We start from the raw sequence: 14,125 nt of genomic DNA, 5'->3' as shown, positions 1-14,125 counted from the left end.
ATTTAGCAACCCGACAAGTCAATTCTGTTAAAGACGTTAAAGACAATTCACTCGCCTAGACTGGCAGAAGCGATCGCCCGATCGCTTCTGTCAGCCTAGACAAGTTAAACTGTAAACATTCTCCGCTAACAAATAACAAATAACTAATAACTAATAACCATGAGCGACATATCAATCCGGCCCGCCCTAATCACCAAAGTTATCCCCGACAGCATCTGCGCCGAAATGGGATTTGAACCCGGAGACTCAATCGTCGCCGTCAACGGTCAAAAACCCCGCGACTTGATTGACTATCAATTCCTGTGCGCCGATGAATTTCTAGAATTAGAAGTATTAGACACTAAAGGCAAAACTCACAAATTAGAAATAGAAAAAGAGTATGACGAAGACTTGGGAGTGGAATTTGAAACTGCTCTTTTTGACGGACTAATTCAGTGCAACAATCGCTGTCCTTTTTGCTTTATTGACCAGCAGCCTCCGGGAAAGCGCGAAACTTTGTATCTCAAAGATGATGACTACCGACTTAGTTTTCTTTACGGTAGCTATCTCACTCTCACAAATCTGACTGAAAAAGAGTGGGACAGAATCGAACAAATGCGGCTTTCTCCTCTCTATGTTTCGGTACACGCTACGGAACCGGAAGTGCGAATTCGGTTGCTAAAAAATCTCCGCGCGGGGAAGATTTTAGAACAAATCAAATGGTTTCAAGAACGCCGCTTGCAAATTCACGCTCAAGTAGTTGTTTGTCCCGGTATTAATGATGGCGAACATTTAGAACGCACTTTGTTAGATTTGGCAAAGTTTCATACTGGAAGTATTCCGGCTGTAGCATCGGTGGCTGTAGTGCCGGTGGGTTTAACTCGCTTTCGCCCGGCCGAAGATGAACTAATCGCAGTAACTGCCCAAAAAGCGCGAGAAGTAATCGAGCAAGTGCAGAAAATTCAAGGGCTTTTGAGTACAGGAAAAGGTGGCGGAAAGCCGAAAAGGAAGAATTCAAAATATACCCCCCCCAACCCCCCCTTAGCAAGGGGGGGAGAAGATTTAAATGGCTTGTTAGGAAAGTCAAAATCTCGCTGTATTTGGCTGGCTGACGAGTGGTTTTTAATCGCTGGTTTAGATTTGCCGTCGGCTGCTGATTACGAAGATTATCCGCAAATTGGTAATGGTGTGGGTTCTATCCGCCAGTTTATCCAGCAGTTTGAAACGGCTTTTGAGAAGCTGCAACCGATGCCAGTCGAGCCTGCGCGCAAGTTAGTTTGGGTGGTGGGGAATGCTGTCGAAAAAGCTTTTGAGCCGATCGTACAACAACTAAACCAAATTCCCGGCTTGTCCGTCAACATGGCCGCACTGTGCAGCAACTACTGGGGACAAACTATCACTGTCACGGGTTTGCTCACCGGGCAAGATTTGCTGGAAGCTTTGCAGGGGCGAGACTTGGGAGATGGCATTCTGCTGCCGTCGGTGATGCTAAAACAGGGGGAACCGCGTTTTCTCGACGACATGACCCTCGAACAGCTCGCCAGCTCGCTAAAAACCCGGATTTTGCCGGTGAGCGGAGTAGAGGAACTAATCTCGACGGCGATCGGTCTGGCAAATGCTGAAGTTAAATTCTAAATTTTGAATCGAACATTCAAAAGTTAAGATGAGTAGGGTAATTGTGACTTGCAACCGTCGAGTTCAGGCTACAGACTAGAAATTTGAGACCTCAATCTTGCTCTAAAATTGTCTCTAGGATTGCAGAGTAATTAAAAAATTATGCGTGTTTTTCGTCAAATCATCGTAGTCGGAGTGGGCGCTGCAATTACTTTGGGCAACGCCCCACAGAGTGCTTCAGCACAGTCTCCGACTCAATCTCAGGACAGTTTGGCCCGCTTCAATCAGCTCGAATTAGGGCAGAAGGTTCGATCGACCTCGAACACAGCTGCAGAATCAGCGTCACAGGCCGAACAGTCGATCGCCCTTAATCCCCCAACTGGAAGCGAGCAAGCATCAAAGCCTCAACAGGCTGCTCCGGCTTCCCCATCAACTCTGTCTCAGGCCGGTGCAACGCCTCTAAGAGGGTTGGAACCGACACAGACTCAGCAGCCTTCCCCGAACCCTCCCAACAATGTTCCTGTGCCGAGTTCCCCGGTACCCATCCTCCGGGGCACTCCGAACGAAAGTTTCCCCCCTGTCCCTCCGAGGGGTATTTTAGACACCAAGCCTCCGGCTTCCCTGGAACCCAACCCGAATCCCCTGCAGTTTCCGACAAACCCGGAGGATGTCAGGATCGAGCAAACTGAGTCAATTACCTTGCAGCAGGCGATCGACCTCGCCCGCCGCAACAGCCAAGTTTTGCAAATCGCCGGACAGCAAGTGGAACAAAGCAGAGCCGCTTTGCGCGAACAGCAAGCTGCTCTTTATCCAGACCTGAATTTTCAAATGGACGCCAGCCGCTCTGTGACTGCAGGCGGAGAACTCGGAGTCCGGGCTCAGCAGCGCTTCAACAACTCTCGGGCTAACGGAACCGGGCAGCCCGCCGAGCAAGCCCGGCAAAATTTAGGCAGCAACAGTCTCAACAACACTTTGCAGTTGAGCTATGACATCGATTTGTTCGGAAGACGGCGGGCTAACATCCGCGCGGCCGAGGAACAGTTGCGCCTTCGGGAATTGGATGTGGAACGCCAAGCCGAGGAACTCCGCTTCGACACTGCTGAGGCTTACTACACCTTGCAAAACGCGGACGGACAAGTTGCCATCCGCCAAGCTTCAGTCAGAAATGCTCAGCAAAGTTTGCGGGATGCCGAAGCCCTGGAACGGGCAGGGGTGGGAACCCGGTTTGCTGTATTGCAGGCTCAGGCAAATTTGGCTAACGAAGTGCAACAACTGTCAGTTGCTCGTCGCGATCAGCGAGTTGCCCAGCGGCGTCTGGCTGAGATTTTGAATGTCAGCCAGTCGGCGAACTTGACGGCGGCCGATCCGGTAGAGCAAGCGGGCTCTTGGAGGCTGTCTTTGGAAGAGAGTATCGTGCAGGCTTTTAGGAATCGCCCCGAGTTGGAACAGCAGTTGGTGCAGAGGGATATCAGCAAGCAGCAGAGGCGATCGATTCAGGCGGGGCGTTTGCCTCAACTGAGTGTTGGGGGTAGTTACAACGTGCTGGGACAAGACCCTGACGACCCCAACCCGTTTGCTACTCGCGGGTGGGCGGATGGTTATTCGATCCGGGCGAGTCTGACTTGGAGTATCTTCGACGGGGGCGCGGCGAACGCGAGGGTGAGACAGCGGGATGCTGATATTGCGATCGCCGAAAGTCGATTTGACCAACTCCGCAATCAGGTGCGCCGGGAAGTGGAACAAGCTTATTTTGGCTTAGAGTCGAGTTTTGAGAATATCGAAACTTCTGAGGCGGGGGTTTTGCAGTCAAGGGAAGCTCTGCGTCTGGCGAGACTGCGGTTTCAAGCTGGTGTGGGTACTCAGACGGATGTGATTCAGGCGGAAACTGATTTGACTAGGGCTGAGAGAAACCGATTGTCGGCAATTGTCACCTACAACCTGGGACTTTCGTCTCTCCAGCGGGCTGTGAGCAATCTTCCGACTAATAACCTCTCGGATGCTCCTTGAGATTGGGTTGGGGCGAGCTTTAATTACCAGATCAATTGGACATCCTGTATTAAACGTCCGACACATTAGTTAATATTTTGTAATAGAGTTCCATGTCAACTGCGTTAAGGAATCGGCAATGGCCAATATCAAGTTTGTGAAGGAAAATCAGGAAGTCATCGCAGCAGACGGAGCCAATTTGAGACTCAAAGCTCTAGAAAACCGCATCGATTTGTACACATTTTCGGGAAAGATGATGAATTGCGGGGGCTACGGTCAATGCGGCACCTGCATTGTGGAAATTGTCGAGGGCAGTGAAAATCTGTCGCCCCGCACTGACTTTGAGAACCGCAAGCTCAAGAAAAAGCCCGAAAACTATCGGTTGGCTTGTCAAGCTATGGTCAATGGCCCGGTGAGCGTCAAGACTAAACCGTGACTCTCAGAAGGCAGAAGGTTGATTAACAGAAAGAAAAATGCAGAATGCAAAAATTGTGTTTTTTTTCCTATTTCACTGTATAATCACGCCTTTTGCTCGCCTAGGAAAAGAAACTTGGTTTCTAGGACAAATAAGAGATTGGGTAGGGAGGCATCCAGGCAGAAAGCGGGTTTCGACGCTTGTCCGTCAGCTCTTCTTCTGTCTTCGAGTTTGCCTTTTGCCTTTGAGTGATATCCTAGTTGTGTGTGTTTTTCTATTTTCCGATAGAGGCGAGCGTCTTCATGGAAGTTAACGATTTAGGGTTTGTGGCAACCATTCTGTTTGTATTGGTTCCCAGTGTTTTTCTAATCATTCTGTACATTCAAACAGCTAGCCGTCAAGGTAGAAAAGATTAGCAACTGCTGTTATTTCTGTCAGGCGCAAGCTGCTTGCAAAAAAAAAGCGCCAACAGCTTTTTGCTGAGGCGCTTTTTTTATTAACTGTTGAGTGTTAGCTGCTAAGGAATGAGAATTAAATAACTTACAATGCGTGATGGTTTTTGTGAGATGGGCGTCCCGCCCGTCCAGAAAGGGCGGGCTATAAGCCCAACCCCTACTCCGCACTTTCAAGAGTGTAAATTATTTAATTCGCGATCCTAAGTGTTAACGATGAGATTCTAGCCGACTGTGCGGGCTAGCAAGACGGGACAGTTGGCATAAACTCGCACGTAGTCTGATAGCGAATTTCCTAGGAGTCGATCGATATCCACAAAGTTTTTGGCAACGCTGGGTCGCCGATCCGGGGAACCGATTACTAACAAGTCGGCATTCAACTCGTCTGCAATCCGACAAATTTCTTCCCCTGGCTTGCCTGTAGCACTCACGCAGCGGTAGCTAACTCCCATTTGTTTGGTTAGTGCTACTGCTGGGGCCAATACAGCGTCTTTTTCAGCACTTGTTGTTAAATCTGTGCTGGATTTTCCCGTCAAATCTTTGGTGACGTGTACTAAAATTATCTCTGGGCCACTGACTTCTTTGACCAAAGATAGCGCCAGCTCTAATGACTGTTTGGCAGCTTCTGATTTGTCTACCGCCACCATGACGCGCTTGATTTTTTTGACATAGATGTCGTCTTTTACTAACAACATCGGTCGGGATGTTAGCTGGAAAACGTACTGGCTGACTGAGTTTTCCAAAATCGATTGCAGCCGTCCGAGTCCGCGGGAACCCATAATTACTAAGTCGGATTGTTCTTCTTCTGCGACTTGGCAAACTGTGGTTTTCGGGTCTCCCTGTTTGAGCCTGGGGTTGACTTTGCTGGGATCTATTTTCAAAGACTGGACTGCTTGTGCTAAAATCTTGCCTCCTTCTTCCAGTTTCTCGGCCATGCCATCGGAGGTTACTTGGGGCGGCACGACGTGCAAGACGGTGACAGAGGTTTGTTGCAAGGAAGGGATGTCCATCAACATATTAAACATCTCTTCGCACAAGCCGCGACCGGCGACGGCTACTAAAATTTTTTCTATCATGGTTTTTTTGGCGGTAAAAACAGTTGAGTTTTCTTGTGCGACGTTAAACTAGGGCGTTGGTACTCTAGTTGCTTACAGTCAAGCATAAGCCTGAAGTTTGTCTTATGATTTGTAGAAATGTAGCGTTTTGGAACGATTTGTAAAGTGTTAGAGAACGATCGAACTCAACCTGAACTCGCACCGGCTGGTGCTATTCAAAATCGCCGCGGGATCGACTCTGAGGGCTGGTTTGAATATTTGGTGCGAGTTTACCCTCACCATACTGACTACAGCGGTGTGGTTTGGCACGGGACTTATATTGCTTGGATGGAGGAAGCTAGGGTGGAAAGTTTGCGATCTCTTGGCATCGAGTATGCAGACTGGGTGGCGCAGGGTTTGGAATTGCCTGTGGTGGAACTTTCGCTGCGCTACCACCGGGCTGTACAAATGGGTCAATCTGTGGCAGTCAGAACGCGGATGGCTGCTAGCGAGGGTGTGCGGCTGCTTTGGGATTACGAAATTCGATCGGCTGAGACTCAGGAGTTATATGTGACAGCACAGGTAACTTTGGTGGGTGTCGATCGCGACAAGAACAAGATTATCCGGCAATTGCCGCCGGCGCTAAAGGAGGCTTTGACAAGGCTTTCTGTTAAACCTTCAACCTAAGCTGCTGTTAATACCAATTCTCGCCTCCAGAAAGCAAGAATGATGAGTGTGGGTTTGTTTACTGAAAGACTGTATGCACCGGTGCGTCGCTCAAAGATTGTGGATATTATTTAATATTTAAGGGTGGCGACGCACCCGGAGCGATACTGTTGCATGAGTTTTGAGGATTTGTATAATTTATAATTATACCTTCTGCTTTCTATTTTTTGCCTTCATTGGAACTTTTAATAATGTCAAAAAAACTGGAATTCCCAGAGCAAAATATTGAACTTCGGCGCAATATTTTGGAAAAAACCGAGTTAAACTCTGCCTTAAAAACTGAAGACAAAACTCTTGTTTCGGGAAAGTCAGACAGTTTAAAAAACGGTGAATTAGCTGACAGTCAAGGCAAAATTTGGGCGATCGTTTCGCTGTCTGCGGCGCTGCTAGCGGTGTCGCTGGCGGCGATTTTTATTAGGTTTAGCGAACGGGAAATCAGCCCGAATGCTACTGTTTTTAACCGTTTGTGGATAGCAACTGTGGTATTTGGAGTATGGAATGGTGCTGATGCTGCACGCCGCCGAATGTCTGGGGCAAAAGTTGAAGAGCGATCGAGCTACACTCTGCAGGATGTGATGCTGTTAACAGCCGTAGGCGTGGTTTCTTCTGCTTCTTTGGGTTTCTGGGCCTGGTCACTGAGTCAGACTAATGTCGCTAATTCTACTGTACTGCGAAACTTAACTCCTTTATTTACTACTTTGGGGGGATGGCTGCTGTTGGGGCGGCGCTTTGACAACAGGTTTTTGGTGGGACTGGCGGTGGCTTTATCCGGCGCAATTGCGATCGGAATGGACGATTTGCAAACGGCGGGAGACAATCTAGTCGGCGACATTGCTGCTCTTTTATCGGCGATGTTTTATGCAGGAAATCTGCTACTTTCAGAACATTTGCGAACGAAGTTTCCGGCGACAACTATATTGATGTGGCGCTGTTTTATTGGTAGTATCTTGGTTTTGCCACTGGTTCTGCTGGCGGGCGATCGAGTTTTCCCTTATTCTTGGCAGGGATGGCTGGCTGTAATTGGTTTGGCGGTGATTTGTCAAGCTTTCGGCCAGGGACTGCTCATCCACAGTCTCGGTCGTTTGTCGTCGGGATTTGTCGCTCTTTTTCTGCTGCTAGAACCCGTGATTACTGCGATTATTGCCGGGGTGCTGTTTGCGGAAAGTTTGAGCTTGTTTAATTGGTTTGCATTCTCCGTAGTTTTGGCGGGAATATATTTGGCAAAATCTAGCAGTTCGGCAGATAAAAAATAAAACACACAGGAAATAAACTTAAATGGTTGCAACATCAATTAGCCTGAATCGCTGGCATTATGACTTTAGTTTGCTGCGTCAATATTTGGAGGTGCTGTTTGCTAAATTGCGGATTGCTGTGGTGTTCGGCGGGGACTGCGATCGCCCCGGCTCAGTGATTTACAAAACTCACAATCCCCGCGCTTGGAAGAGTTACGAAATCGTCGCCCGCGAAATTGCTACAGCATTAGCAGAAATTGGCTTTCAGCAAGTCTTTGTCATGCCTGACGACATGAACTTACCGGAACAACTAAAACAAAAAAATATCCATTTAGTGTGGCTGAATACTGGCGGAGTCCAGGGATACAATCCTGTTTGTCACACTCCCGCATTGTTGGAAATGTTGGGAATGCCTTATGTCGGTCACAATCCTTTAAATAGTTCAACTTTAGATAACAAACACGCTTTTAAACGGGAACTGCAATCAGTCGGAATACAAACCGCTCCGTTTATTACTTGGCATCCTTCTCAAGGGATTTTGCATCCTAATTTGCATCAGCGTTTTGCCATTGCTTTTGGTGACTATCAAGGGCCGTTTGTTGTTAAACCAGTATCCGGTCGCGCTTCGCTGCACGTTCATTTTGTAGACAAAATTGAGGGTTTGTCTGAGGCGGTTTCGGAAGTTCACCGAGCCACTCACAATACTGCTTTAATTGAAAAGTATTTGCCGGGACGAGAATTTTGTGTGGCGGTTTGTGGCTATGTTAAATATGCTAAAGGCGGTTTTGGTAAAGATACAAAACCTTTTGCTTTTTCGACGGTGGAGCGCGTGCTTGAGCCTGACGAACTTATCTTTACTTCTATGGACAAAAAAGCGATTACGGCAGATCGAGGACGGTTGATGGGCGGTGAGGAACCTGAACTCAAACAAGAGTTAATTGAGTTAGCTAGAAAAATTTATTGGGAGTTTAGTTTGAACAGTTTGGTGCGGATTGATGTCCGCAGTGATGCTGATGGAACGCTTTATGTTTTGGAAGCAAATCCCAAACCGGATCTGAAACATCCAGGGGAAAATGTGACGAGTTTGGTAGCTTTAGGTTTGGCGGAATACGGGATGAGTTATAACGATTTAATTTTTAGTTTATTGGCGGATAGGTTGGATTATTTGTTGACTCAGCATATCGAAATTATTCCTCATATTGTGGATTTGCTGCATTAATCGGACTTGCAGGGCGGGCTGCACCTTACCTGTAAACAAAAGGGATTTGTAAAGAAATATAAATTGTCGAGAAAAGTCAACACAGGCTGGCAAGTTGTGATAGCTTTGAGTAAGATCGCGATTTGTGGATGTCCCTTTTTTGGTCATAATCAAAATCCCTCAATTTATATTAATTAGATAAAACACATGGAAGCATTACTTTTATTAATAGGATTTGGAGGCGGGGCATTAGTCTGCTGGCTAATTTTGAATAAGCGAAATTCACGCAATTTGGTACGGATGCAGGGTTCGCAGGAGGCGATATCGAATTTGGCTGCTCAGTTGGATGCCAGAACTTCGGAATTGCGGCAAAAGGTGCAGAATGAAAATCAGCTAAATTCTGAATTGTCTCAGTTACAAAGTCGGTTGGAAACTGTGACTCGCGAGCAAGAAGTGTTAAAAAATCAAGTGTCGGAAATGGAAGAATTTTTGGCAGGAATTGCCCAGGATCGATCGCAAATTGATACTCTGATTGCTGATTTGCAGTTTCAGCTAGAAAATGCTCAACAAGCTGAGTCTCAGTTAGCAGAAGTGGCAGAACTTCAAGAGCAGTTAGAAGTTGCGGATCAGGAGCGATCGCAACTTAACGCTCAATTGCTGGAAATGCAAGCAGAGTTAGAGGCGGTTGATGCAGAACGTTCTCAATTTCACGCTCTGCTGTCGGAATTTGAAAGTCAGTTGGAAACGGCTAGCCAAAGCAGATTGCAGGTACAGTACCAGTTGTCGGAAACTCAAATTAAGTTCGATCGCTCGATTCAAGAGCGCGAGCAACTTCAGTCTCAACTATCTGGTTTGCAAGAGCAACTGCAATTAGTCGAAGCAGAGCGATCGCAATTTACTTCGGAATTGTCAGAGCTACAAGCTCAATTGGAGAGTGCAGAGCAAGAACGCAAAACACTCAACTCTCAATTGCAAACCGCTCGCCAACAAGCAAAGCAACCTCCATTGGAATTATTAGAACTGCAAAGACAGTTAGAAGCAGCTAATCTGGAGAAAATGCAGTTAAACTCTCAACTTCATGAAGTACAACTTCAATCCGAAATGGTTGTTGTAGAGCGAGAGAGACTGCTGTCTGAGTTGTCAGAATTGGAGTCTCAGATACAGCGCAAGGAGGAAGATAGCTCGCAACTCCAGTCTCAGTTATCAGAACTGCAAGCTGAATTAGAAACTGCTAACACAGAACGCTCCCACCTTTATTCTCAACTGTCCCAATTGCAAAGTCAAATCGAGACAGCAAACCAGATCCCTACTCAACTTCAATCTCAAGTATCGGACTTAGAAAATCAGCTAAATAGCCTGCATCAAACTCGCTCTGAATTAGAAGTTCAGCTAGAAACTGCTAACACCGAACGCTCGCAACTTTATTCTCAACTCTCGGAAATTCAAAGTCAAGCCGAGACAGCAAACCAGAATCAAAATCAACTTCAATCTCAAATCTCGGAGTTAGAGCAACAGTTAGAAACTGTGCGTCAAAGTCGCTCTGAATTGGAATCTCAGTTCAATTCTCAAATCTCGGAATCCCAAAGTCAAATCGAGACAGCCCACCAGAATCAAAATCAACTTCAATCTCAAATCTCGGAGTTAGAACACCAGTTAGAAACTGTGCGTCAAAGTCGCTCTGAATTGGAATCTCAACTCACTTCTCAAATCTCGGAATCCCAAAGTCAAATCGAAACAGCTAATCAGAATCAAAATCAACTTCAATCTCAAATCTCGGAGTTAGAAAATCAGATAAATAGCCTGCATCAAACTCGCTCTGAATTAGAAGTTCAGCTAGAAACTGCTAACACCGAACGCTCGCAACTTTATTCTCAACTCTCGGAAATTCAAAGTCAAGCCGAGACAGCAAACCAGAATCAAAATCAACTTCAATCTCAAATCTCGGAGTTAGAGCAACAGTTAGAAACTGTGCGTCAAAGTCGCTCTGAATTGGAATCTCAGTTCAATTCTCAAATCTCGGAATCCCAAAGTCAAATCGAAACAGCTAATCAGAATCAAAATCAACTTCAATCTCAAGTATCCGACTTAGAAAGTCAGTTAGAAAGTGTGCGTCAAAGTCGCAGTGAATTGGAATCTCAGCTAACTTCTCAACTTTCGGAATTCCAAAGTCAAACCGAGACAGCAAATCAGAATCAAAATCAACTTCAATCTCAAATATTGGAGTTAGAAAGTCAGTTAGAAAGTGTGCGTCAAAGTCGCTCTGAATTGGAATCTCAGCTAACTTTTCAAATCTCCCAATTGCAAACTCAAATCGAGACAGCAAATCAGAATCAAAATCAACTTCAATCTCAAATATTGGAGTTAGAAAGTCAGTTAGAAAATGTGCGTCAAAGTCGCTCTGAATTGGCATCTGGGCTAGAAACTGCTAACAGAGAACGATCGCACCTTTATTCTCAACTCTCGGAAACTCAAAGTCAAATTGAGACAGCAAAGCAGAATCAAGCTCAACTTATATCTCAAGTATGCGAGTTAGAACATCAGCTAGAGACAGTTTATCAAGAACGCTTGCAGCTAACATCGCAACTTTCCGCAGCGGGCGATCGGCAATCTGAGCATTTTGAGTCGAAGTCAGGGAAAATTAAAGCATCTACTTCAGATACCAAAGTTGGGAAGAGTCAAGGATTTGTTGTTTCTCAGCAGGGTCAAGGCGATTATACTACTATTAGCGAAGCGCTGAAAAATGCAGCACCGGGCACGCGCATTGACGTGCATCCAGGCGTTTACCGCGAAAGTCTAATTATCGACAAATCGGTAGAAATTATCGGCAGCGGAGAGGTCGATCGCATTGTGGTTGAAAGTATCAGCTCAAACTGCATTAAAATGGCAACTGACAGTGCTTTAGTGCGCGGTTTAACGCTGAGCGCCACTGGGAAATATTACGCTGTAGATATTCGCAAAGGCGAGTTAATCATAGAAGACAGCGATATCACTTCTGCGGACTATTCTGTGGTGGGAATTTGCGGCCATGATGCAAATTCGATCCTCCGTCGGAATAAAATTCATGATGGGGTATGGAACGGAATTTTTATATCGGATAATGGGAAAGCAACGGTGGAAGATTGCAGTATTTTTGACAACGGCAGTTTGGGAATAGGTGTCGGATTGGGAGGGAAATTGATCGTGCGCCGGTGTCGGATTAATGGTAATGAAGGTGAGGCGATCGCCGTTTACAGAGATGGCATTGCTACCGTGGAAGATAGCGATTTAACGGGCAATGCTGGGGGTGCTTGGCGCATTGCAGATAACGGATACTTGAACAGCAAAGGCAATCAAGAATAGAAGAAGGAAGTTCGGCAACGGATTCGCTCGACGGATGTAACGGATGTAAAGGATAGAAGGAAGAGGGAAGAAGGCAGAAGGAAGTTCGGCAACGGATTAGCTCGACGGATGTAAAGGATAGAAGGAAGAAGGAAGAAGGCAGAAGGAAGAGGGAAGAAGGAAGAGAAAAGAGGGAAGAGAATTCCCAATTAGCGATTCCCAATCCCCGATTGCCAATTACCAATTATCAATTATAAATGCCTAACAATCGAGCTGGATTGTGTTTCATCATTAAATCAATTTCCTGCGGAGAAATGCCTTCATCTATCAATTTTTTCACAAATAATCTGTAACCTTCCGCAGGCAAAGGATCGGGTTTCCTTCCTAAATCCGTGCTCATCACAAAATGCTCTGCTCCTATTAGTTTAATCGCTGCTGCCATCTTACTAATAGAAACTTGATGCCAGTTTTTGTGTCCGTCATCAGCGGCATTTTCTCCCATCAAATCGTTCACAAATGCGAGTTCTAAGAAAGCTCCGGTTGCGGCGGCTGTTTGCATATTTTCTAGGGACAAACCGGGTACATCTGCCATTGCATGGGTAATCAGAATGTTCTTAATGTTGAGCAGGTTGGCTTCAGCTACAACTGCCATCACTTCTTCTGAGGAAATATGACCGGTTTCCAATACCAAATTCTCTTGGGCTACAATCTTCAAAACCGCTGCTGTTTCCGGTAAAACCTTGCCATTTTCCGCAACTTTAATCCCCATTCCCGACTTGTGAAAAACCTGCAAGTGATGCTCAGCATCAACCGTTGGTAGCCACACTACTTTACCGTATTTGCCACCGATGCGGTGCATTGCTTCTACAGCGTCGGGATTAATGCCGCCTACCGAATGATTGAGAACAACTCCTCCGAAAACTTCGATTTTTGGTACTATTTTATTAACCAGAACTGCCCGCGCTGCTGTGCTGGCATAATGATTTTTCAATACCACAGCTTTCATCTTCGCCCTAGCAGCTAATTTCGCTACTTCAAAATCGTCTAATCTACGGGGAATCGCATCAGGAGAAGAATGAATGTGAAAGTCGATCGCACCTTCGATCGTACTCTTGGGCAAATTGATTATCGGCGGATCTGCGACAGCATAAACTGGCAGACAAAACCAATAGCAAACCATCCAAACAAACGTTAAAAAAACAGCTTGCATTCCTCCCCTCTGCGTTCTCTGCGCCCTCTGCGGTTCATCCCCTCTTAATCCTCTCAAATAAAAGATTTAACCACATTTGCCAAAGCTTCAGCATTCTCTTCGTGCATACCCAAAGAACCGGGAATAACTCGCGATTCAACACCCGGTAATTCCGTTAATGCTTCCATTTCAGCCTTGGATTTTGGCGGCGCATTTTCAGCAATTACAACCATCACCTGCACTGCTAATTGTTGAAATTTATCTGTAAATTCCGATCGCACTTTTGCCGTATCTAAACCACCAGTCACAAAGGCAGCGGAACCGTATCGAGCACCTGGTTTTTGCGTCACTTGCCATTTGTTTTGGATGAAATCTGGCGTGACTTTAGCTGCATCGGCGTAGACGTGGCGGCGGTACATAAAACTGAGGAAAGACGGCGCAGTGTTTAGTTTGTAGAGGAATTGTCCCAGTAAGGGCGATCGTACTAATTCTCTCACGATTCCGTGCCAGCCGCTTTGCTGTTTGCTCATCGTCGGCAAAGGCCCGCGCCAAGTCGGTGCTGCTAACACAATCTTTGACCAAACATGGGGTTTTGATTGCGCTAATTGCATCACATAACTCGCAGCGTGACCTGCTGCAACTACAGCCACCGGACTATTAAAATTTTCCGCAACAAAATCCTTGAGAAATTGATGATATAATTGCGGTTCATAGTCGGTTCGCGGGCGATCGGATTCGCCAAAACCCGGCCAATCTAAACTCATAACTTGAAAGTTAGAAGCTAACAATTCTGCTAAAGGACGCATTTCTTCTCGCGTCGAAACCGTACTGAATGCCGGCAGCAACAATACAGGATTTCCCTGCCCTCTGGTTTCGTAAATAACTTTGATTTGGGTTTCTTTCCAATTCCACAGATATTCTTGAACTGCGGCGGAATACTGGCCAGAATTGGATTTTGTTAAATTTGTAGTTTGAGTCATGG

General features: G+C 46.2%; 11 protein-coding genes. 8 read left to right on the top strand and 3 right to left on the bottom strand.

Features of this window, described 5'->3' with window-relative positions:
• Positions 1-159 precede the first annotated feature (159 nt).
• The 4 genes from QUB39_RS17620 to psbM all read left to right on the top strand — a co-directional run bounded on the left by QUB39_RS17620 (position 160) and on the right by psbM (position 4,410).
• Positions 160-1,614, top strand: a complete 1,455-nt coding sequence (locus QUB39_RS17620) for a DUF512 domain-containing protein (RefSeq protein WP_333210792.1) — start codon at positions 160-162, stop codon at positions 1,612-1,614.
• A gap of 141 nt (positions 1,615-1,755) precedes the next feature.
• Positions 1,756-3,600, top strand: coding sequence for a TolC family protein (locus QUB39_RS17615; RefSeq protein WP_333055814.1), 1,845 nt, complete (start codon positions 1,756-1,758; stop codon positions 3,598-3,600).
• A 118-nt stretch (positions 3,601-3,718) separates the two neighbouring features.
• Complete coding sequence (locus QUB39_RS17610) at positions 3,719-4,015, top strand: 2Fe-2S iron-sulfur cluster-binding protein (protein ID WP_333055813.1); 297 nt, start codon at positions 3,719-3,721, stop codon at positions 4,013-4,015.
• A gap of 281 nt (positions 4,016-4,296) precedes the next feature.
• Entirely contained in the window at positions 4,297-4,410 is a 114-nt protein-coding gene (gene psbM / locus QUB39_RS17605) for a photosystem II reaction center protein PsbM (protein ID WP_015177760.1), read from the top strand.
• Between the two features lie 260 nt (positions 4,411-4,670).
• On the opposite strand, the gene QUB39_RS17600 is transcribed toward psbM, so the two are convergent.
• On the bottom strand, positions 4,671-5,522 hold the full coding sequence (locus QUB39_RS17600; RefSeq protein WP_333055811.1) for a universal stress protein: 852 nt from the start codon (positions 5,520-5,522) through the stop codon (positions 4,671-4,673).
• A 144-nt stretch (positions 5,523-5,666) separates the two neighbouring features.
• Here QUB39_RS17600 and QUB39_RS17595 point away from each other — a divergent pair, with 144 nt between their 5' ends.
• From QUB39_RS17595 to QUB39_RS17580, 4 genes are all read left to right on the top strand, one after another.
• On the top strand, positions 5,667-6,167 hold the full coding sequence (locus QUB39_RS17595; RefSeq protein WP_333055810.1) for a thioesterase family protein: 501 nt from the start codon (positions 5,667-5,669) through the stop codon (positions 6,165-6,167).
• Positions 6,168-6,397: 230 nt separating this feature from the next.
• Positions 6,398-7,459: a DMT family transporter gene (locus QUB39_RS17590; RefSeq protein ID WP_333210789.1), complete on the top strand. Its 1,062-nt coding sequence runs from the start codon at positions 6,398-6,400 to the stop codon at positions 7,457-7,459.
• A gap of 22 nt (positions 7,460-7,481) precedes the next feature.
• Positions 7,482-8,657, top strand: a complete 1,176-nt coding sequence (locus QUB39_RS17585; protein ID WP_333055808.1) for an ATP-grasp domain-containing protein — start codon at positions 7,482-7,484, stop codon at positions 8,655-8,657.
• A gap of 186 nt (positions 8,658-8,843) precedes the next feature.
• Entirely contained in the window at positions 8,844-11,975 is a 3,132-nt protein-coding gene (locus QUB39_RS17580; protein ID WP_333396089.1) for a right-handed parallel beta-helix repeat-containing protein, read from the top strand.
• A gap of 226 nt (positions 11,976-12,201) precedes the next feature.
• Here QUB39_RS17580 and QUB39_RS17575 read toward each other — a convergent pair whose 3' ends face one another.
• Both QUB39_RS17575 and QUB39_RS17570 read right to left on the bottom strand, forming a co-directional pair.
• Positions 12,202-13,164, bottom strand: a complete 963-nt coding sequence (locus QUB39_RS17575) for a DUF6282 family protein (RefSeq protein ID WP_333055806.1) — start codon at positions 13,162-13,164, stop codon at positions 12,202-12,204.
• A gap of 53 nt (positions 13,165-13,217) precedes the next feature.
• A complete protein-coding gene (locus QUB39_RS17570) occupies positions 13,218-14,123 on the bottom strand; it encodes an alpha/beta hydrolase (protein ID WP_333055805.1) in 906 nt (301 codons plus the stop codon).
• Between the last annotated feature and the right edge of the window lie 2 nt (positions 14,124-14,125).

The organism is Microcoleus sp. AT8-B5, assembly GCF_036705565.1.
Lineage (GTDB): Bacteria > Cyanobacteriota > Cyanobacteriia > Cyanobacteriales > Microcoleaceae > Microcoleus.
This window is presented reverse-complemented; position numbering and strand designations above follow the sequence as displayed.